Source organism: Lysobacter sp. GX 14042, assembly GCF_021390425.1.
Taxonomy (GTDB): Bacteria; Pseudomonadota; Gammaproteobacteria; order Xanthomonadales; family Xanthomonadaceae; genus Novilysobacter.
Window position 1 is genome coordinate 54580 of sequence record NZ_JAJUWY010000004.1, and the last position, 18132, is coordinate 72711.

The 18132-nt window shown below is 70.1% G+C and carries 17 protein-coding genes and 4 tRNA genes; 6 read left to right on the forward strand and 15 right to left on the reverse strand.

What is annotated here, in order from left to right:
- Positions 1–26: 26 nt before the first annotated feature.
- Both LY625_RS07540 and LY625_RS07545 read right to left on the reverse strand, forming a co-directional pair.
- The gene (locus LY625_RS07540; RefSeq protein WP_233739283.1) at positions 27–797 is read right to left on the reverse strand and encodes an MBL fold metallo-hydrolase; all 771 of its coding nucleotides are present in this window, start codon (positions 795–797) and stop codon (positions 27–29) included.
- The gene (locus tag LY625_RS07545; RefSeq protein WP_233739285.1) at positions 797–1546 is read right to left on the reverse strand and encodes a 3-deoxy-D-manno-octulosonic acid kinase; all 750 of its coding nucleotides are present in this window, start codon (positions 1544–1546) and stop codon (positions 797–799) included. Before LY625_RS07545 ends, LY625_RS07540 begins: the two co-directional genes overlap by 1 nt.
- 17 nt (positions 1547–1563) lie before the next feature.
- Here LY625_RS07545 and LY625_RS07550 point away from each other — a divergent pair, with 17 nt between their 5' ends.
- Positions 1564–2652 (forward strand): glycosyltransferase family 9 protein, encoded by a 1089-nt coding sequence (locus LY625_RS07550; protein WP_233739566.1) that lies wholly within the window; start codon positions 1564–1566, stop codon positions 2650–2652.
- Here LY625_RS07550 and LY625_RS07555 read toward each other — a convergent pair.
- Entirely contained in the window at positions 2625–3035 is a 411-nt protein-coding gene (locus tag LY625_RS07555; RefSeq protein ID WP_233739294.1) for a DUF6165 family protein, read from the reverse strand. The genes LY625_RS07550 and LY625_RS07555 overlap by 28 nt on opposite strands.
- A gap of 145 nt (positions 3036–3180) precedes the next feature.
- Between LY625_RS07555 and LY625_RS07560 the strand changes: the two genes are divergently transcribed.
- Together LY625_RS07560 and LY625_RS07565 are read left to right on the forward strand one after the other, a co-directional pair.
- Positions 3181–3271, forward strand: a tRNA-Ser gene (locus LY625_RS07560).
- A gap of 137 nt (positions 3272–3408) precedes the next feature.
- Complete coding sequence (locus tag LY625_RS07565) at positions 3409–4113, forward strand: PP2C family serine/threonine-protein phosphatase (protein WP_233739296.1); 705 nt, start codon at positions 3409–3411, stop codon at positions 4111–4113.
- 12 nt (positions 4114–4125) lie between these two features.
- Here LY625_RS07565 and dnaQ read toward each other — a convergent pair whose 3' ends face one another.
- Genes dnaQ through LY625_RS07580 form a run of 3 tightly spaced genes read right to left on the reverse strand, consistent with a single transcriptional unit; the run spans position 4126 to position 6075 of the window.
- Positions 4126–4860, reverse strand: a complete 735-nt coding sequence (dnaQ, locus tag LY625_RS07570) for a DNA polymerase III subunit epsilon (RefSeq protein WP_233739298.1) — start codon at positions 4858–4860, stop codon at positions 4126–4128.
- 17 nt (positions 4861–4877) lie between these two features.
- The gene (gene rnhA, locus LY625_RS07575) at positions 4878–5339 is read right to left on the reverse strand and encodes a ribonuclease HI (RefSeq protein WP_233739300.1); all 462 of its coding nucleotides are present in this window, start codon (positions 5337–5339) and stop codon (positions 4878–4880) included.
- Between the two features lie 7 nt (positions 5340–5346).
- Positions 5347–6075 carry a methyltransferase domain-containing protein gene (locus tag LY625_RS07580; RefSeq protein WP_233739302.1) on the reverse strand — a complete coding sequence of 243 codons (729 nt, stop codon included), beginning with the start codon at positions 6073–6075 and terminating at the stop codon, positions 5347–5349.
- Between the two features lie 98 nt (positions 6076–6173).
- On the opposite strand from LY625_RS07580, the gene gloB reads away from it, so the two are divergent.
- From gloB to LY625_RS07595, 3 genes are all read left to right on the forward strand, one after another.
- Positions 6174–6944, forward strand: a complete 771-nt coding sequence (gloB, locus tag LY625_RS07585; RefSeq protein WP_233739304.1) for a hydroxyacylglutathione hydrolase — start codon at positions 6174–6176, stop codon at positions 6942–6944.
- The gene (locus LY625_RS07590; RefSeq protein ID WP_233739306.1) at positions 6941–7888 is read left to right on the forward strand and encodes a lytic transglycosylase domain-containing protein; all 948 of its coding nucleotides are present in this window, start codon (positions 6941–6943) and stop codon (positions 7886–7888) included. The genes gloB and LY625_RS07590 overlap by 4 nt, the downstream gene beginning before the upstream one ends.
- A gap of 76 nt (positions 7889–7964) precedes the next feature.
- Positions 7965–8762, forward strand: coding sequence for an enoyl-ACP reductase (locus LY625_RS07595; protein ID WP_233739308.1), 798 nt, complete (start codon positions 7965–7967; stop codon positions 8760–8762).
- A gap of 73 nt (positions 8763–8835) precedes the next feature.
- Here LY625_RS07595 and LY625_RS07600 read toward each other — a convergent pair whose 3' ends face one another.
- The 9 genes from LY625_RS07600 to tig all read right to left on the reverse strand — a co-directional run bounded on the left by LY625_RS07600 (position 8836) and on the right by tig (position 17994).
- Positions 8836–10818 carry a SurA N-terminal domain-containing protein gene (locus LY625_RS07600; protein ID WP_233739310.1) on the reverse strand — a complete coding sequence of 661 codons (1983 nt, stop codon included), beginning with the start codon at positions 10816–10818 and terminating at the stop codon, positions 8836–8838.
- 124 nt (positions 10819–10942) lie between these two features.
- Positions 10943–11019 (reverse strand) — tRNA-Asp (locus tag LY625_RS07605).
- Positions 11020–11107: 88 nt separating this feature from the next.
- A tRNA-Asp gene (locus tag LY625_RS07610) sits at positions 11108–11184 on the reverse strand.
- Positions 11185–11214: 30 nt separating this feature from the next.
- Positions 11215–11289 (reverse strand) — tRNA-Val (locus tag LY625_RS07615).
- 76 nt (positions 11290–11365) lie between these two features.
- Positions 11366–11638, reverse strand: coding sequence for an HU family DNA-binding protein (locus LY625_RS07620; protein ID WP_233739312.1), 273 nt, complete (start codon positions 11636–11638; stop codon positions 11366–11368).
- Between the two features lie 219 nt (positions 11639–11857).
- Positions 11858–14293 (reverse strand): endopeptidase La, encoded by a 2436-nt coding sequence (gene lon, locus LY625_RS07625; protein WP_233739314.1) that lies wholly within the window; start codon positions 14291–14293, stop codon positions 11858–11860.
- Between the two features lie 215 nt (positions 14294–14508).
- A complete protein-coding gene (gene clpX / locus LY625_RS07630) occupies positions 14509–15801 on the reverse strand; it encodes an ATP-dependent Clp protease ATP-binding subunit ClpX (protein WP_233739316.1) in 1293 nt (430 codons plus the stop codon).
- Positions 15802–15949: 148 nt separating this feature from the next.
- On the reverse strand, positions 15950–16576 hold the full coding sequence (clpP, locus tag LY625_RS07635; protein ID WP_233739318.1) for an ATP-dependent Clp endopeptidase proteolytic subunit ClpP: 627 nt from the start codon (positions 16574–16576) through the stop codon (positions 15950–15952).
- A 119-nt stretch (positions 16577–16695) separates the two neighbouring features.
- Positions 16696–17994: a trigger factor gene (tig, locus tag LY625_RS07640; protein ID WP_233739327.1), complete on the reverse strand. Its 1299-nt coding sequence runs from the start codon at positions 17992–17994 to the stop codon at positions 16696–16698.
- Positions 17995–18132 lie beyond the last annotated feature (138 nt).

The following is an 18132-nucleotide window of genomic DNA, read 5'->3' on the forward strand; positions in this document are numbered from 1 at the left end:
GCTGCGGGCGCGGGCGCCGTGGCCGCTCAGTCCTGCGCCCGCTCCGCACGGTCCGGGGGCAGGTCCACCAGTTCGCCGGCATGCGCCACCCGGTAGCCACGCGCCGCCAGCGCCTGGCCATCGGCCGCGCTGGCGTAGTGGTACAGCAGGCAACGCCGCAGCAGCTCCGCCGGGTACTCGCGCTCCAGGTCGTCGATCCCGCTGTGCGAGGGATTGCCGTGCAGGCCGCAATCGTGGGCGACCAGCTCGCCCTGCCCGGCCATGGCCGCCAGCACTTCGGGGATCGGCCGGGTATCGCCGGTCCAGACCAGGCTGCCGGGCAGGCGCAGGCCGAACGAGGTGTCCGGCCAGTGGTGGCGGGTGGGAAAGACCTCCAGCCGCACCCCGTCGTGCCAGAACGCGGAGCCGACCGGCACCAGGTGGAAGGCCTCCCAGAAATTCGCTCCGCCTTCGGCAAGCACGTTCGGGTAGTCGCCGACCCGCTGGTGCAGCAATGGCACCAGCCTGGCCGGCACGTACAGCCGGATCTTCCCGCGCAACCCCTCGCCGAACCACGCCTTGACGAACAGCCGCTCGAAACCGGCCACGTGGTCGAGGTGGGTGTGGGTGATGAACAGTGCCACCGGCGGCGCGCCGTACTGCGCCAGGCAGGCGGTCAGGCCTTCGCCGCCGCAATCGATGGTCAGCCAGGGCCGGCCGTCGCGCTCGATCGTCGCCATCGCCGAGCCCAGCTCCACCGCCGAGGCGTTGCCCACGCCGTGCAGCCGCAGCCGCCAGCGGTCGTCGTTCCGGTCCATCAGCAGCCGCGCTCCCAGGCGCGCTCGTAGGCGCGCCGCAACCGGCCATAGTCGGCCAGCACCTCCCCGGGGCTGCGCTCACCGCGCAGCTTGAGCAGCGAGCGCCGCAAGCGCTGCAGGTTGCGCTCGCGCCAGCGGGTATCGGGAATGCGCAGCCGGCCGCGGTCCAGGTCGATCACCCAGCCGCGCCCGCGCTGGTCGAACATCAGGTTGTGGGCATTGAGGTCGGCATGGTCCAGTCCCACCCGGTGGGCACGGGCGACCAGCCGCCCGGCCTCTTCCCAGGGAGCGCCGTCACCGGCCACCTGCACCCGGTCGGCAAGCGTGCGCACGCCCTCCAGGCGCTCGATCAGGATCGCCGCACGGTAGAGCACGCCCTCGCGCAGGTAGCACGCGGCGATCGGCCGCGGCACCGGCAGGCCGCGCTCGATCACCGCGCGCGAGAGCCGGAACTCGGCAAAACTGCGGCTGCGCATCGCGCCCTGCCACAGGTAGCGGTCGCGGTTGAAACGGGCGACCATGCCGCCGCGCAGGTAGCGCCGCAGCACCGCCTGCCCGAAGGGCGCGTCGATGAACCATGCCCCCCCGCGGCCGCCACTCTCCACCGGACGGGCGCGCTCCTCCCACGACGACGGCCGGAACCATTCCGGCTCCGCTTGCCGCACCCGGGCGGTGTCGAACAGAATCGCGCCGAAGCCGCGGTCCTCACGGAACGGTGTCAATCCCTCGGTAGCGTCGTACCCCGTCATCCCGCCGGAGTCTAGCAATTACAAGCGCACACGCACCCGCTTCCCTCTGCCTGCTGCGGCTGTCCGCCCTGGGCGACGTGACCCACGTGGTGCCACTGGTGCGCACCCTGCGGTCGGCGTGGCCCGGCGTGCCGCTCACCTGGGTGATCGGCCGCGGCGAGCACCGCCTGCTGGAAGGGCTGGAAGGCGTCAGCTTCGTCGAATACGACAAGAAGTCCGGCCTGCGCGGCATGCTCGGGATCCGGCGGGAGCTGCAACGGGGCCACGGCCGCTTCGACGCGCTGCTGCAGATGCAGGTGGCCGGGCGGGCGAACCTGCTGTCGGCGTTCATCCCGGCCCGCACCCGCGTCGGCTACGACCGCGCGCGATCGAAGGACGGGCACGGACTTTTCGTCGACACCCGGATCCCGGCGCGGCCCGGGCAACACGTGCTCGATGCGATCGGCAGCTTCTGCGAACCACTCGGGCTGCGCCAGCAGGCGGTGCGCTGGGACCTGCCGGTCCCTGCCGCGGCGCACGAATGGGCCGCGGCCCAGTGGGACGACGACGGCCGGCCGGTGCTGATGGTCTCGCCGTGCTCCAGCCACGTGCTGCGCAACTGGGAGCCGGCGCGCCATGCGGCACTCGCCAGCCATGCGCTGCGCCAGGGCTGGCGGGTGGTGCTGTGCGGGGGGCGCAGCGCGCTGGAGCGGCAAACCGCGGACGCCATCGTCGCCGCCACCGCCGGCCCGGTGCTGGACCTGGTCGGCAAGGACACCCTCAAGCAATTGCCCGCCCTGCTGGCCCGGGCCGACCTGCTGGTCACCCCCGACTCCGGGCCGATGCACATCGCCAATGCGATGGGGACCCGGGTGCTCGGCCTGCATGCGGCCAGCAACCCGGAACGCAGCGGACCGTACTCGGACCGCCGCTACTGCGTGGACCGCTACGACGAGGCGGCCAGGCGCTATCTGGGCCGCCCGGCGGCCGGGCTGCGCTGGGGCACCAAGATCGAGCGTCCGGGGGTGATGGACCTGGTGACAGTGGACGACGCGGTGGCCGCGTTCGAGCGCTACCGCGCCGACCACCCCGGTCGCGCTCAGGGCGAGGGAGCGCCGCTGGAATAGTCCTGGTAGGACTTCTCCTCGACGTAGGCCGAACCCAGGGCCAGGTTGATCTCCTTCTTGATCCGCGCGCGCTCGTCGTTCTGGAAATAGACGCTGCGCGCCAGGCGCACGAACCCGTCGTCGAACGACTGCGCCTTCTCCTTCAGCCGGATTTCGTCCTCGATCTCCCACAGGCGCTCGTTGACCGCCTTGAGCTCGGCACGCAGCCGGGCGACGTCGGTGCCGGCCGCCGGATGCGCCATCCAGGTCTTCTCCAATGCCGACAACTCCCGGCGCACGTTGGCGAGCCTGGCCTCGCCGGTCATCCGCTCGGACTTGATCTGCAGGATCGCGATCTTGTCCAGCAGTTCGCCGAACGATACGGGGGTGAGGATCTCGGACATCGGGCAGGCCGGTTGCGGAAAGGGAGGCCAGTGTAATCGGCGATGCCCGGCGGGCCAGCGCACGCGGCCGCCGCTTGTCGGCAACCGCGCTGGACCGTATCATTACGCGCCCGCCGCGCCCGGTTCTGCGCGACGCGGCCCGCCTGGAGAGGTGGCAGAGTGGTTGAATGTACCTGACTCGAAATCAGGCAGGCGTTTATAGCGCCTCGGGGGTTCGAATCCCCCCCTCTCCGCCAGATTCGCAGTCCATCGACGATCCCGGCCCGGCGCCGGGATCGTCGTTTGCGCTGCTTGTACGATGGCCCCGCGGCATCGATGATTGCGTTGATGTCGCCAACGAGCCTGGCGCCGCGTCGGCCACACCTGCCCACCCATGATCGAATTCGGACACCTGACCCACGTCGGCCTGCGCCGGGAGCTCAACGAGGACAGCTATTACGGCGACAGCGAGCTCGGGCTCTGGCTGGTTGCCGACGGCATGGGCGGGCACGACTACGGCGAGGTCGCCAGTGCCCTGGCGCGGGAGGCGATCGTCCGCGAGGTCCGCTCCGGCACCACGCTGGCGCAGGCCGTGCGCATCGCCGACGAGGAGATCATCCGCACTTCGCGCACCCGCCGCGACGCCCTGCCGATGGGTACCACGGTGGTGGCCGCACGGGTGGCGGGACGGCGCTTCGAGGTCGCCTGGGTCGGCGACAGCCGGATCTACCTGTGGCGCGACGGCCAGCTCGCGCAGCTGTCGCAGGACCACAGCTACGTGCAGGAGCTGGTCGCCAGCGGCGCGATCAGCCACGAGCAGGCGCGCAGCCATCCACAGCGCAACGTGGTCACCCAGGCGCTCGGGGTCACCGACCCGCGCCAGCTCAACGTCGAGACCATGACCGGCGAGCTGCGCCCGGGCATGCAGTTGCTGCTGTGCAGCGACGGGTTGACCGAGGAGGTCGGCGATGCCGAGATCGCCCGGGTGCTGGGCCTGGGCGACTGCAGCGCACAGGAATGCGTGGACACGCTGGTGGCGGCCGCGCTCGATGGCGGCGGCTCGGACAACATCACCGTGGTGCTGGTGCGCAACCACTGAGCCCGCGCAGGCTCAGGCCGGCAGCGCCTCCCTGTCCCCGAGGGCCGCCGGGGCCGCCCGGTCCCATACCGCCTGCCCCGCCTTCCTGCGCAACGCGTCCAGGCGGGCTTCGTGTGCCGCCAGCTCCGCCGCCTGCACGGTGACCCGCGGCCGCGGCAGGGTGGCGTCGTAGTGCACCAGGGAGGCCCCCGCCCCGGCGCTGTCGGCCGAGCCGAAGCCGATCTCCTCCTGCCCCGAGGTCAGCCCGATGTAGACCTCGGCCAGCAGCTGCGCGTCCAGCAGCGCGCCGTGCAGCTGGCGGTGGGTGTTGTCGACACCCAGCCGCCGGCACAGTGCATCCAGCGAGTTGCGCTGGCCCGGGTAGCGCTGGCGCGCCAGCAGCAGCGAGTCCTCGACCCGGCAACGATCGGCCAGGCAGCCATAGGTGGTGCCGGCCAGGCGCAGCTCGTTGTCGAGGAAGCCGACGTCGAACGCGGCGTTGTGGATCACCAGCTCGGCGCCGTCGATGAATTCCAGGAACTCGTCGACGATCTCCGCGAAGCGCGGCTTGTCGGCGAGGAACTCCAGGGTCAGCCCGGTGACTTCCTGCGCGCCCTGCTCGAAGGCGCAGTCGGGATTGAGGTAGCGGTGGAAGGTCCGCCCGGTCGGTCGCCGTTCGACGAACTCGACGCAGCCGATCTCCACCACCCGGTTGCCGCGCTCCCAGCTCAGGCCGGTGGTTTCGGTATCGAGGATCACTTGCCGCATGCGCGCATTCTACCGGCTCAGGCGGGGGCGCCGGCGCGCTGGGCACGCGCCTGGTCACGGGCCAGCACGTCGACCCGTTCGTTGTCGGGGTCGCCGGAGTGGCCCTTGACCCAGCGCCAGTCGACCTGGTGGCGCGCCGCCGCCGCGTGCAGGCGTTCCCACAGGTCGCGGTTCTTGACCGCGGCCCCGCCGGAGGTCTTCCAGCCCTTGCGCAGCCAGCCGGCCATCCACTGGGTGATCCCCTGGCGCACGTACTGGGAGTCAGTATGCAGGACCACCTGGCAGGGCTCGCGCAACACCTCGAGGGCGGCGATGGCGGCCATCAGCTCCATCCGGTTGTTGGTGGTCTGCGGCTCACCACCGGCCAGCTCGCGCTCGTGGCCGCGGTAACGCAGGAGGGCGGCCCAGCCGCCGGGACCGGGGTTGCCCAGGCAGGCACCGTCGGTATGGATCTGGACTTGTCTGGATGCTTCGCTCATCGGTGCATTATCGACGAGCGGCGGCCCCGCCGGCCTGCCCCGAGGCATGACCGGCAACCGGCACCGCCGCCGGTCGCCAGCGCAGCACCCGGCGTCCTCCCGAGAGTACCCCGGCCTGCATCCGCTTGGTGACGGTCATTGCCAGGCCGGCGCGCAGCAGGTCGAGCGCGCCGATGCCGGCGGCGCCCGGCCGGGCATGCCATGTCGGGCCCAGCCACTGCAGCTGCACGGCGCCCGCGGGCAGTCCTGCGCGGCGCAGGCGCGACTGCCAGCCACCCGGGGTCCGCGCCTGCAGGCCGGTACCGGCCCAGCGCATCCGGTACGGCGCCCACGGATTGAGCGCCGCCAGCCAGAGCGTGCCACCCGGCGCCAGGACCCGCGCGCACTCCTCCAGCAGGCCACCGGGATCGTCGTCCCCGTCGAGCACGTGCTGCAGCAGCACCGCCCCCAGCGATTCGCTGGCGATCGGCAACGGCAGGCCACAGCGCACGGCGCCACGCCACTGCTGCCCGTCCGGTCGCAACAACAGGCCGCGTGAGCCTGCGGGCGCCACTGCGGCCGGGATCCCGAGCCAGGCCCACGGCAGCGCCGGGCAGCCGGCCAGGACCCGCCGGACGGCCTCGGCCTCGCTGCGCAGCAGGGCCTGCCCGGCCTCGCCATCGAACCAGTCGGGCGCGCGCGGAGCGCCGGATGGCGGCGGGGTGGCGCCTTGACGTCGGGGGAGCAGCAGGGGCATGGTCGCGGGCTTGCGGTGCCGGGAGAAGGACGTCCCGATTCTGCGCCACCCCGTCATCGACGGCTACCGCGCCGGCACGCCGCAGACCAGGAGGCACCATGCAGCTGCATCCCCTGCCCGCGTTCGACGACAACTACATCTGGGTGCTCCAGGCCGGGGGCCAGACCCTGCTGGTGGATCCGGGCGAGGCCGGTCCGGTGTTCGCCGCCGCGGCCGAAGGCCTGCGCCCGGACGCGGTACTGCTCACCCACCACCACCACGACCATGTCGGCGGGGTGCCGGACCTGCTGGAACGCTGGCCGCGGCTCGAGGTGATCGCTCCGGCCGACCCGCGCATCGCCCACGCCACGCGCCGGGTGGCCGAAGGCGAAGTGGTCGGGCTCTGCGGGCAGGCCTTCCACGTGCTGGAAGTGCCCGGCCATACCCGCAGCCACATCGCGTTCCACGGCCCCGCGGAAGGCGGGGTGCTGTTCAGTGGCGACACCTTGTTCAGCCTGGGTTGCGGCCGTCTCTTCGAGGGTAGCGCGGCCCAGATGCACCACTCGCTCATGCGGCTGGCCGCGCTGCCCGGCTCCACCCGGGTGTGCTGCGGCCACGAGTACACCCTGGCCAATGCCGCCTTCGCCCGTGCCGTCGAGCCGGGCAACCCGGCCCTGGCCCGGCGCACCGAGGAAGCCCACGCCATGCGCAATGCCCAACGCCCCACCCTGCCGGCACTGCTGTCGGATGAACTGGCCTGCAATCCATTCCTGCGCTGCGACCGGCCAGGGGTGATCGAGGCCGCGGCACGCCATGCCGGACGCGAGCCACGGGACGCCCCCGACACCCTGGCGATCCTGCGGGCGTGGAAGGATGGATTCCGCGCATGAGGTGGCGCAGCGGCGTTGCCGGCCTTGGCCTGGCCCTGGTGATGGCGGTGGCGTCCGGTGCCGCACCGGCGTCGGAGCCCGCCACGAGCGGCATCGACACCCGCAGCGGCCTGTCGATCTACGAGAACTTCCGTGCCGGCCTGGCCGACCCGGCCTGCCCGGCCGATGCCAGCCAGCGCTGGCAGGCGCATTTCGCCACCACCCCCGGCCAGCTCGCAACCGGGCCGGAGGACTCGCTGGCCCTGTTCGGCTACGTGGTCGACGCGGTCCGCGCCGCGCACCTGCCCACCGAGTACGCACTGATCCCGTTCATCGAGAGCGGATACCGCGCCGATGCGCGCAGCCCCTCGGGCCCGGCCGGGTTGTGGCAGATGATCACGGTCACCGCCCGCAACCACAAGGTGCCGATCCGCGCCGGCTATGACGGCCGGCTCTCGCCGGTGGACTCCACGCGCGCGGCGGTGCGCTACCTCAAGACCCTGCACGGCATGTTCGCCGGTGACTGGCGCCTGGCGGCGATGGCCTACAACGCCGGCGAGCACCGGATGCTCGGCGTGCTGCGCCGCAACGGGCAGCAGGCGCGCGACGTGCGCCTGGACGAGCTGGAAGGCGTGCCGCGCATGAGCCGGGCCTATGTCTCCAAGCTCCAGGCACTGACCTGCGTGATGCTGGAGGCCCACGACGCCGCCAACTGGCAGGCGGCCATGGACCGGCCGGTGCCGCGGCTGCAGGCGATCGAACTGCCCGGGGACGTGGAGCGGGTGCGCGAGTGGGCCAGCCAGCATGGCCAGGATGCGGCGGGCCTGCGGCGGCTCAACCCGGCCCATGTCGATGGCCGGATCGCGCGCGCTGCCGGGCAGCCCGCCCGCTTGCTGGTCGCCGCCCCGGCGGCGCCCCAGGGCACGGCCGTCAGCCCCGCCGGGGCCGCTGGCGGCTCCCGCTGAGCCGCACGCCGGGTACCCGGCTAAACTAGGCGATTGCGCGGCCATGCCGGCCGCGGATGGACACCGAGGAGCATCCATGGGTTTCCTGCAAGGCAAGCGTGCACTCATCACCGGCATCGCCAGCGACCGCTCGATCGCCAGCGGCATCGCCGAGGCGATGCACCGCCAGGGCGCGGAGCTGGCGTTCACCTACCTCAACGACAAGATGCGCCCGCGGGTGGAGAAGGCCGCAGCGGCCTTCGGCAGCGACATCGTGCTGCCGCTGGACGTGACCAGCGACGAGCAGATCGGTGACTGCTTCGAGCAGCTGGGCAAGCGCTGGGACGGCGGCTTCGACATCCTCGTCCACGCGATCGCCTTCGCTCCGCGCGAGGCGATCGAGGGCGAGTTCCTCGACGGGCTGACCCGCGAGAACTGGAACACCGCCCATGAGGTTTCGGCCTACTCGCTGGCCGCGCTGGCCAAGGCCGCGCGCCCGCTGATGGCCGGCCGCAACGGCTCGATCCTGACCCTGAGCTACCTCGGCGCGGTCCGGGCGTTGCAGAACTACAACGTGATGGGCGTGGCCAAGGCGAGCCTGGAAGCCACCGTGCGTTACCTGGCGCTGAACCTCGGCCCGGAAGGCACCCGCGTCAATGCGATCTCGGCCGGCCCGATCAAGACCCTCTCGGCGGCCGGCATCGCCAACTTCCGCAAGATGCTGGGCCACTTCGAGTCGCACGCGCCGCTGCGCCGGACCGTGACCATCGAGGATGTCGGCAACACCGCCGCGTTCCTGTGCTCGGACCTGGCCTCGGGCATCACCGGCGAGGTGACCTACGTCGATTCGGGCTACAACATCCTGGGCATGAGCGGCGTCGGCAGCGAAGACTGACCCCCCCTGCACCCACGAAAAAGCCCGGCCAGGAGCCGGGCTTTTTCATGCCGGTGGCCGGGACGGCCGCCGGTCACAGGTTCTGTTCGAACACCTCGATCTTGAACCGCGAGCGCAGTGTTTCGACCAGTGCCTGCACATCGTCGATGCCCACGGCCTGGACCAGTTGGCTGCGCAGGATCTCGGCCTGCTCCGCGGGCACGCTGCCGGCGTCGCCCGGGGTCACCGCATCGACCGTGAACAGCACGATGCCGCCGTCGTCGAGCACCTGATGGCCGCTGGACAGGGTGTCCTCGGCAGGCGCCGGGGCGGCAAAGATCGCTTCCGACACACCCGGTGCGACCAGCGGGGCGCCACGCGGCACCTGCGGCACCGATTGCGGGGCGTCCAGGCCCTCGGCCTCGGCCAGCAGCGCAAGGCTGCCCGCCGCGGCGATGCCGGACTCCAGCTCGCGGGCCCGTTCGCTGGCGGCGTCGTGCAGGCGGCGGGCACGGACGGCCGCCTCCACCTGTCCGCGCACCTCGGCCAGCGGGTGTGGCTGCTCGGGATTGTGCCCGGTCACCCGCAGCCAGGCATTGCGCCCGGCGCCCAGGCTGATCGGGTCGCTGATCATCCGGTCCTCGATCTGGGCCTCGGAGAACGCGGCGCGGCGGATCGCCGGCTCGGCGGCCAGGCCTTCGGTCGACTCACGGGTGAACGGGCCGAGGACCTTCACCTGGACCCCGACCGCCTCGGCGGCCGGCTGCAGCGAGGCCGGCGACTGCAGCACCGCATCCACGACCTGGCGGCTGAGCTCGTCGAACGCGTTGTCGCGGTCGGCCTGCGCCTGCTCGGCGGCCAGGCGCTCGCGGGCCTGTTCGAAGCTCTCGCTTTCACCCTGCTGGACCTCGCGCAGCCACAGCACGTGCCAACCGAACTCGGTCCGCACCGGTTCGCTGACTTCTCCGGGCTGCATCGCTGCAAGGGCGGTATCGATCGCGTCGGGGAAGGTCCCCGGGGTGACCCAGCCCAGGTCGCCGCCCTGCTCGGCCGAACCCGGGTCGTCGCTGCTGGATGCCGCCAGCGCGGCGAAGTCGGCCCCGTCGGCGCTGGCCTGGGCGGCGAGCCCGGCCGCTTCGTCGCGCGCCGCCTGCACGGCGTCCTCGCCGGCTCCCTCGGGGACCTCGACCAGAATATGCGAGACCAGCCGCTGGGCCTGCTCTCCCTGGCGCTCGGCCTGCGCGGCGAAGCGCTGCCGCAGGGTCGCCTCGTCGGCCGGCGGCGGTTCCGGCAATGCCTCGGCGTCGACCACGATGTACTCGATGGTGACGTTCTCGGGAGCGCGGTAATCGTCCGGATGCGCGTCGTACCAGGCCTGCAGCGCCTCATCGGCCACCGGCTGCGCGGCCGATTCACCGTCGGCCGGCACCAGCAGCATGCTCACGTCACGACGCTCGCCCAGCAACTGCACCACCCGCTCCAGCTCACCGGCGGTGACGAACTCGCTGCCGGCCAGCGCCCCGGCCAGCAGGGACTGCTCCAGGCTCTGGCGGATCACCTGCTCGAACTGGCGCGGCGATTGCGGGGGGATCTGCGATGACAGCGCCAGGCGGTAGCGCTGCGGATCGAAACGGCCGTCGACCTGGAACGCCGGGATCCCCTGGATGGTGTCGCGGACCAGGGCGTCACCCACCCGCAGGCCGGCCTGTCGGGCGGCAATCGCCTGCACGCGCTCGTCGACCAGCCCGCCCAACACCTGCACACGGCTGGGCAGCGCCTCGAAGGTACGTGCGTCGAAGCCCTCGCCTTCGACCTCGCGCCGCTGCTGGCGCACCTGGTCGAAGCGCTCGCGGAACTCGTCCAGGCTGATCTCGTCCTCCTGCCAGAGCATGGAGGCGGGCCAGAACGAAGGCGCCGAGTTCCACCAGGAAGGCGGCGCCTTGACCACGGCGGCAGTGTTGCCCGCGCCGCCGACCATGTACTGCTCCAGGCCGAAGAAGGCGAAAGGGATGATCAGCAGGCCGACAATCGCGGTAGCGATCCAGCCGGTCGTCTTGTCGCGGAGTTTTTGCAGCATGTTCGGTCGGGTCGGCGATGTAAGCCGCCCAGTTTACCCGTTCGTCATCCACTCCGGGCCCTGCCGGAAGACCGACTGGGGGCCCAAAGAAAAAGGACGCCCGGTCGGGCGTCCTTTTCAGGGATGGCGGAGCGGACGGGACTCGAACCCGCGACCTCCGGCGTGACAGGCCAGCATTCTAACCAACTGAACTACCGCTCCGCGCTTGAACCACTACCGTGCAGGCAATGCACGGCTCTCTCACTTATATGTCGAAGGCGCCGGCAGGACCGGCGCCTTCGGGTGAAACTGGCGGAGCGGACGGGACTCGAACCCGCGACCTCCGGCGTGACAGGCCAGCATTCTAACCAACTGAACTACCGCTCCGCGCCTTGAAACCTTTGCCCTGCCTGGTGCTGGTGGGTGCTGAGGGTTTCGAACCCCCGACCCTCTCCTTGTAAGGGAGACGCTCTACCACTGAGCTAAGCACCCAGATCCTGGATCCCGCTTCTGGATCCAGTTGCTGGACCGGCCCTGCGATCTGCTGCGGCGCCGGTGGGCGAGCCGCTTAGTTTACAGCGTCTTTCAGCGCCTTGCCAGCCTTGAACGACGGATTCTTCGAGGCGTTGATCTTGATGGCCTCGCCGGTCTTCGGGTTGCGGCCCTGGCGAGCGGCGCGCTCACGCACCTCGAAGGTGCCGAAACCGACCAGGGTGACGTTCTCACCCTTCTTCAGTGCGGCGGTGATGGTACCGACCACCGCGTCGACGGCGCGGGCGGCGTCAGCCCGGGACAGCTCCGAAGCGTCGGCGACGGCGGACACAAACTCAGCCTTGTTCATTCGATAGGACTCCCTGTGCGGATCTTTCCGCATTTGCTCTGAGAACCGGTGCCTTCCGCGTGCGGAAGGCAACCGAGCGGCGTTGCCGCGGCACTCCACCCCCTACTGAAGCCCGAGCGCGCGGTGCCGCTCGTTATACCAGCGAGGCAGGGCCTGCGCAAGCTGAAAGCAAGCAACGACGGGGCTTTGCGCGTGACCGGTTGCGTCGCAATTGCGCGTTCAGTGCTTGACGCCGGGTTGTGGCTCCTGCTTGCGCCGACGCGGGACCGGCAGCTTGCCGACCTCCTCGCCGCCCGCCTTCTTGCCACCTGGCGGACCCAGCGGGCGCTCCAGTGCCACGTCCAGCACCTCGTCGATCCACTTGGCGGTGATGATCTCCAGGCCCTCCTTCACCGCCTTGGGCAGGTCGACCAGATCCTTCTCGTTCTCCGACGGAATGATCACGGTGGTGATGCCGCCACGCAACGCGGCCAGCAGCTTTTCCTTGAGCCCGCCGATCGGCAGCACGCGCCCGCGCAGGGTGATCTCGCCGGTCATGGCGACATCCGAGCGCACCGGGTTCTTCGTCAGCATCGACACCAGCGCGGTGGCCATGGCAATGCCGGCGCTCGGACCGTCCTTGGGGGTGGCGCCCTCCGGCACGTGCACGTGCACGTCCTGCTTCTGCAGGAACTCCAGGTCGATGCCCAGCCGCTCGGTACGCGCGCGCACCACGCTGAGCGCCGCGGAGGCCGACTCCTTCATCACGTCGCCCAGCTGCCCGGTCAGCAGCAGCTGGCCCTTGCCGGGGACGAGGGTGGACTCGATCTGCAGCAGGTCGCCGCCGACCTCGGTCCAGGCCAGGCCGGTGACCAGGCCGATCTCGTTCTGCTCCTCGGCGCGGCCGAAGTCGAAACGGCGCACCCCGAGGTACTTGTCGAGGTTCTTCGCGTTGACGCTGACGGTCTTCTGCTTCTTCTGTGGACCGGCGAGCGCGATCTCCTTGACCACCTTGCGGCAGATCCGCGAGATCTCCCGCTCCAGGTTGCGCACGCCGGCCTCGCGGGTGTAGTAGCGGATGATGTCGCGCAGCGCCGCCTCGGCGACCTTCAGCTCGCCCTCCTTCAGTCCGTTGGCCCTGAGCTGCTTGGGCAGCAGGTAGCGGGTGGCGATGGAGAGCTTCTCCTCCTCGGTGTAGCCGGGGATGCGGATGACCTCCATGCGGTCCAGCAGCGGGCCGGGGATGTTGAGCGAGTTGGAGGTGGCGACGAACATCACCTCCGACAGGTCCAGGTCGACCTCCAGGTAATGGTCGTTGAAGCTGTGGTTCTGTTCCGGGTCGAGCACCTCCAGCAACGCCGAGGACGGGTCGCCACGGAAGTCCATCGACATCTTGTCGATCTCGTCGAGCACGAACAGCGGGTTCTTCGTGCCGGCCTTGTTGAGGTTCTGCACGATCCGGCCCGGCATCGAGCCGACGTAGGTGCGGCGGTGGCCGCGGATCTCGGCCTCGTCGCGCACCCCGCCCAGGCTCATGCGCACGAACTTGCGGTTGGTCGCCCTGGCGATCGACTGCCCGAGCGAGGTCTTGCCCACGCCCGGCGGGCCGACCAGGCACAGGATCGGCGCCTTCATGTTGCGCACCCGGGTCTGCACCGCCAGGTACTCCAGGATCCGCTCCTTGACCTTCTCCAGCCCGTAATGGTCGGCGTCCAGCACTTCCTGGGCGGCCTTCAGGTCACGGCGCACCTTGCTGCGCTTCTTCCATGGCACGCCCAGCAGCCAGTCCAGGTAGTTGCGCACCACCGCGGCCTCGGCCGACATCGGCGACATCTGCTTGAGCTTGTTGAGCTCGCCGCGAGCCTTGGCCTCGACTTCCTTCGGCATCCCGGCCTCGGCGATCTTCCGGGTCAGGTCCTCGATGTCGTTTGGCGCATCGTCCATGTCCCCGAGCTCTTTCTGGATCGCCTTCATCTGCTCGTTGAGGTAGTACTCGCGCTGGCTCTTCTCCATCTGCGACTTGACCCGGCCGCGGATGCGCTTTTCCAGCTGCTGGACGTCGATCTCCCCGTCCACCAGCCCGATCAGCAGCTCCATGCGCTCACCGATGCGGTGGCTCTCCAGCAGCTTCTGCTTGTCGGCCACGCGCACCGCCAGGTGGGCGGCGACGGTGTCGGCCAGCCGGCCGGGGTCATCGATGCCCGACAGGGTCTGCAGCAGCTCCGGCGGGAGCTTGCGGTTGGTCTTCACGTACTGCTCGAACAGCCCCATCAGCGAGCGCATCACCGCCTGGGTCTCGCGGTCCCCGCGGTCCTGCTCGGGCTCGACCACTTCCGCGCTGCCGACCAGTGCCCCGTCGCGGTCGGCCACGCCGGTCACCTCCACGCGCGAGACGCCCTCGACCAGCACCTTGATGGTGCCGTCCGGGAGCTTGAGCAGCTGCAGCACCTGGGCCAGGGTACCGGTGGCGTACAGGTCGTCGGCGCCGGGGTCGTCGGTCTCGGCGGACTTCTGCGCCACCAGCAGGATCTGCTTGTCGCCCTCCATCGCCCGGTCCAGGGCGTGGATGGACTTGTCACGGCCCACGAACAGCGGGATGACCATGTGGGGAAACACCACCACGTCCCGCAACGGCAGGACCGGCAGTTCGAGCGTCTGGCGGGCGGATCGGGTCATTGGAAGGCTCCGGCAATGCATCGGGGCGGCGGATGGCGCCGGCCACGGGAATTCGGCTGCACCTCCCATCGGGAGGGCTCTGCAGGGTTATGGGGGCGTGCGGATTCGTTGCAACCCACCTTGCCCCGGGCCGGCCCGCCAGGCCCTGAAAGCAGTCAGCCGCCTGCGGGGACAGGCGGCTGACGGGCAACTCCAAGGTGGGCGTGCCGCCCGGCTCAGTCGCCGGCGGCCGCCTTCTGCGGGCTGGCGGGCGGCGCCTGGTAGATCAGGTAGGGCTCGCTCTTGTGGTCGATCACCGATTCGTCGACCACCACCTTGCTGACGTTCTCCAGCGACGGCAGCTCGTACATCGTATCCAGCAGCACCGACTCGACGATGGTCCGCAGGCCGCGGGCACCGGTCTTGCGCTTGATCGCCTTGCGGGCGATCGCGGCGAGCGCGTCGGGGCGGAACTCCAGTTCCACGCCTTCCATCTCGAACAGCTTGCGGAACTGCTTGGTGATCGCGTTCTTCGGCTCGGTCAGGATCCTGACCAGCGCCTCCTCGTCGAGCTCCTCCAGCGTGGCGACCACCGGCAGGCGGCCCACGAACTCGGGAATCAGGCCGAACTTGACCAGGTCCTCCGGCTCCACCTGGGCCAGCACCTTGCCCACCTCGGCCTTGCGCTCGCCGCTCTTGACCTTGGCGCCGAACCCAATGCCGCCGGCCTCGGTGCTGCGCTTGGCGATGAGCTTGTCCAGCCCGGCGAACGCGCCACCGACGATGAACAGGATGTTGCGGGTGTCGACCTGCAGGAACTCCTGCTGCGGGTGCTTGCGCCCGCCCTGCGGCGGCACGCTGGCCAGGGTGCCCTCGATGAGCTTGAGCAGCGCCTGCTGCACGCCCTCGCCGGACACGTCGCGGGTGATCGAGGGGTTGTCGGACTTGCGCGAGATCTTGTCGATCTCGTCGATATAGACGATGCCCTGCTGCGCCTTGTCGACGTCGTAGTCGCACTTCTGCAGCAGCTTCTGGATGATGTTCTCCACGTCCTCGCCGACGTAGCCGGCCTCGGTCAGCGTGGTCGCATCGGCCATGGTGAAGGGCACGTTGAGCATGCGCGCCAGGGTCTCGGCCAGCAGGGTCTTGCCCGAACCGGTCGGACCGACCAGCAGGATGTTGGACTTGGCCAGCTCGATGTCATCGCTCTTCTGGCGGCTCTCGATGCGCTTGTAGTGGTTGTACACCGCGACCGAGAGGGTCTTCTTGGCCCGCTGCTGGCCGATCACGTACTGGTCCAGCACGTCCATGATCTCGCGTGGCTTGGGCAACTGGCTGCGCCCGGACTGGCCCTTCTCCTCGAGTTCCTCGCGGATGATGTCGTTGCACAGCTCGACGCATTCGTCGCAGATGAACACGCTCGGGCCGGCAATCAGCTTGCGCACCTCGTGCTGGCTCTTTCCGCAGAAGGAGCAGTAGAGGATCTTGCTGCTGTCGCCGGTGCTGCGGCCCTGTCGGTCGTCGGTCATTCGGTTGCCTGATGTTCAGCTCTCGGGGGCGCGCGGGGCGCGTCCCAGGGTGTCGCGGGCCGAGAATAGCACAGCGTCCGCGCCCGTCCCGGGACGCCGCGGCGGCTGCTATTTTCTTTTCGGATCAAGTAGTTGCGGAAGATTCCGGTCACCCGGCCTGGATCGTGTCGTCCGGACGGCGCTCCAGCACCTCGTCGACCAGGCCGTACTCGCGTGCGGCCGCCGCGCTCTTGAAGTTGTCGCGCTCGGTGTCGCGGGCGATGGTTTCCAGCGCCTGGCCGGTGTGGCTGGCCAGCACCTCGTTGAGGCGCTGCTTGAGGGCGAGGATCTCGCGGGCGTGGATCTCGATGTCGCTGGCCTGGCCCTGGAACCCGCCCAGCGGCTGGTGGATCATCACCCGCGAGTTCGGCAGAGCGTAGCGCTTGCCCTTGGCCCCCGCCGCCAGCAGCAGCGCGCCCATGGAGGCGGCCTGGCCGACGCAGATGGTGCTCACGTCCGGGCGGATGTACTGCATGGTGTCGTAGATCGCCATGCCGGCGGTGACCACGCCACCGGGCGAGTTGATGTAGAGGCTGATGTCCTTTTCGGGGTTCTCGGCTTCCAGGAACAGCATCTGGGCGACGATCACGTTGGCCACCGCGTCGTTGACCGGGCCGACCAGGAAGATCACCCGCTCCTTCAGCAGGCGCGAATAGATGTCGTACGCGCGCTCGCCGCGGCTGGTCTGCTCGACCACCATCGGAACGAGGTTGAGGGCTCGGGTCTGGTTGTCCATCGGGTCTGGGCCTGCAGGTACGTTTGTGTCTGGCCGGCCAATCTGGGGCCATTCGCCCCGGGCCGCAAGGCCCGGGCAAGGCTGCCGGCGACGGGCGCCGGCAGCGGTTCAGCGGTGCCTTACTGGCGGATCGCCTCGGCGAACGGCAGCGGCTGGTCGGTGTGGCTGGCGCGCTCGGCGATCCAGTCGATCGCCTGCTCCTCCATGACCCGGCCACGCAGCCCCTGCATCAGCTGCGGATCCTGGCGGTACAGTTCGATGACCTGCTGCGGCTCCTCGTAGGTGGAGGCGATCAGGTTGAGGGTCTCGTCGACCCGCGCCGGGTCCAGGCGCAGCTCGTTGCGGCGGGCGACCTCGCCCACCAGCAGGCCCACCAGCACGCGCTGGCGGGCAGCCTCCATGAACTGCTCATGGGCGTTGTCCGGCAACTGCGACGGGCGGCCCTGGCGACGCGCCTGCTCGGCGGCCTGGAAGGCCATGTTGCGGGCCTCGGACTCGACCAGCTTCGGCGGCATCGCCACCGAACCGTAGGCGGCGGCCAGCTTCTCGCTGACCTCGCGGCGCAGGCGGGCCATCAGCGCGCCCTTGAGCTCGCGCTCCAGGTTGGTCCGGATGTCCTTGCGGAACTGCTCCGGGTCACCACTGCGCACGCCGAAGCTCCTGATGAACTCCGCATCGACCTCGGGCAGCACCGGCTCGGACACCTTCACCACCTTCAGGTGGACCTGGGCGGTCTTGCCGGCGAACTGCGGAACGCGCCAGTCGGCCGGGAACCCGACCTCGACCTGCTTCTCCTCGCCCGCCTTCATGCCCTCCAGCGCGGACTCCAGCGCCGGCAGCATCGACCCGGAACCGACCACGCTGGTGCCGCGCTCGGTGCCTTCGGCGGGGACGCGCTCGTCGCCGACCTGCGCCCAGTTCTCCAGCTCGACCGCGTCGCCTTCCAGCGCGCCACGCTCGACCACGTCCCAGCTCCGGCGCTGCGCGCGCAGGTTCTCGATCATGGTGTCGATGTCGGCGTCGGTGACCTCGGAGGTGTGGCGCACCACCTCGAGCTTCGATACGTCGATCTCGCCGAAATCCGGGACCAGCTCGAAGGTGGCGACGTACTGCGCCTCGTCGTCGGCGTCGCTGGCCGGCCTGAGGTCCGGGTTGCCGGCGATCTGCAGCTCGTTGGCGCGCACCGCCTCGTTGAAGGACTCGCGCACCAGCTGCTCGCGCACTTCCTGGCGGACCTGCCTGCCGAAGCGCTGCTCGATCACGCTGCGCGGCACCTTGCCGGGACGGAAGCCCTTGAGCCGGGTGGTCCTGGCGATCTCGCCCAGGCGCTGGTCGACCTGGCCCTTCAACCGGTCGGCCGGGAGACTGAAGGTCAGGCGGCGTTCGTGGTCACCGAGCGATTCGACCGTGGCTTGCATATCGACTCCTGCCGCCACGGCTCGGGGCCGCGGCACGATTGTGTTGTCTGGGATTGGGTGGATCCGGGGGCCAACCAGGCTCCCGGGATGCCGCGCAGGCAGGCGTTGGGGTCCCGCGCCCGGCGAACGGCATAGTTT

Excerpts from the sequence above, each read along its gene's own strand:
- LY625_RS07540 (WP_233739283.1), bottom strand. The coding sequence starts at position 797 with ATGGACCGGAACGACGACCGCTGGCGGCTGCGGCTGCACGGCGTGGGC.
- LY625_RS07545 (WP_233739285.1), bottom strand. The coding sequence starts at position 1,546 with ATGACGGGGTACGACGCTACCGAGGGATTGACACCGTTCCGTGAGGAC.
- LY625_RS07555 (WP_233739294.1), bottom strand. The coding sequence starts at position 3,035 with ATGTCCGAGATCCTCACCCCCGTATCGTTCGGCGAACTGCTGGACAAG.
- LY625_RS07565 (WP_233739296.1), top strand. The coding sequence starts at position 3,409 with ATGATCGAATTCGGACACCTGACCCACGTCGGCCTGCGCCGGGAGCTC.
- dnaQ (WP_233739298.1), bottom strand. The coding sequence starts at position 4,860 with ATGCGGCAAGTGATCCTCGATACCGAAACCACCGGCCTGAGCTGGGAG.
- rnhA (WP_233739300.1), bottom strand. The coding sequence starts at position 5,339 with ATGAGCGAAGCATCCAGACAAGTCCAGATCCATACCGACGGTGCCTGC.
- LY625_RS07580 (WP_233739302.1), bottom strand. The coding sequence starts at position 6,075 with ATGCCCCTGCTGCTCCCCCGACGTCAAGGCGCCACCCCGCCGCCATCC.
- gloB (WP_233739304.1), top strand. The coding sequence starts at position 6,174 with ATGCAGCTGCATCCCCTGCCCGCGTTCGACGACAACTACATCTGGGTG.
- LY625_RS07590 (WP_233739306.1), top strand. The coding sequence starts at position 6,941 with ATGAGGTGGCGCAGCGGCGTTGCCGGCCTTGGCCTGGCCCTGGTGATG.
- LY625_RS07595 (WP_233739308.1), top strand. The coding sequence starts at position 7,965 with ATGGGTTTCCTGCAAGGCAAGCGTGCACTCATCACCGGCATCGCCAGC.
- LY625_RS07600 (WP_233739310.1), bottom strand. The coding sequence starts at position 10,818 with ATGCTGCAAAAACTCCGCGACAAGACGACCGGCTGGATCGCTACCGCG.
- LY625_RS07620 (WP_233739312.1), bottom strand. The coding sequence starts at position 11,638 with ATGAACAAGGCTGAGTTTGTGTCCGCCGTCGCCGACGCTTCGGAGCTG.
- lon (WP_233739314.1), bottom strand. The coding sequence starts at position 14,293 with ATGACCCGATCCGCCCGCCAGACGCTCGAACTGCCGGTCCTGCCGTTG.
- clpX (WP_233739316.1), bottom strand. The coding sequence starts at position 15,801 with ATGACCGACGACCGACAGGGCCGCAGCACCGGCGACAGCAGCAAGATC.
- clpP (WP_233739318.1), bottom strand. The coding sequence starts at position 16,576 with ATGGACAACCAGACCCGAGCCCTCAACCTCGTTCCGATGGTGGTCGAG.
- tig (WP_233739327.1), bottom strand. The coding sequence starts at position 17,994 with ATGCAAGCCACGGTCGAATCGCTCGGTGACCACGAACGCCGCCTGACC.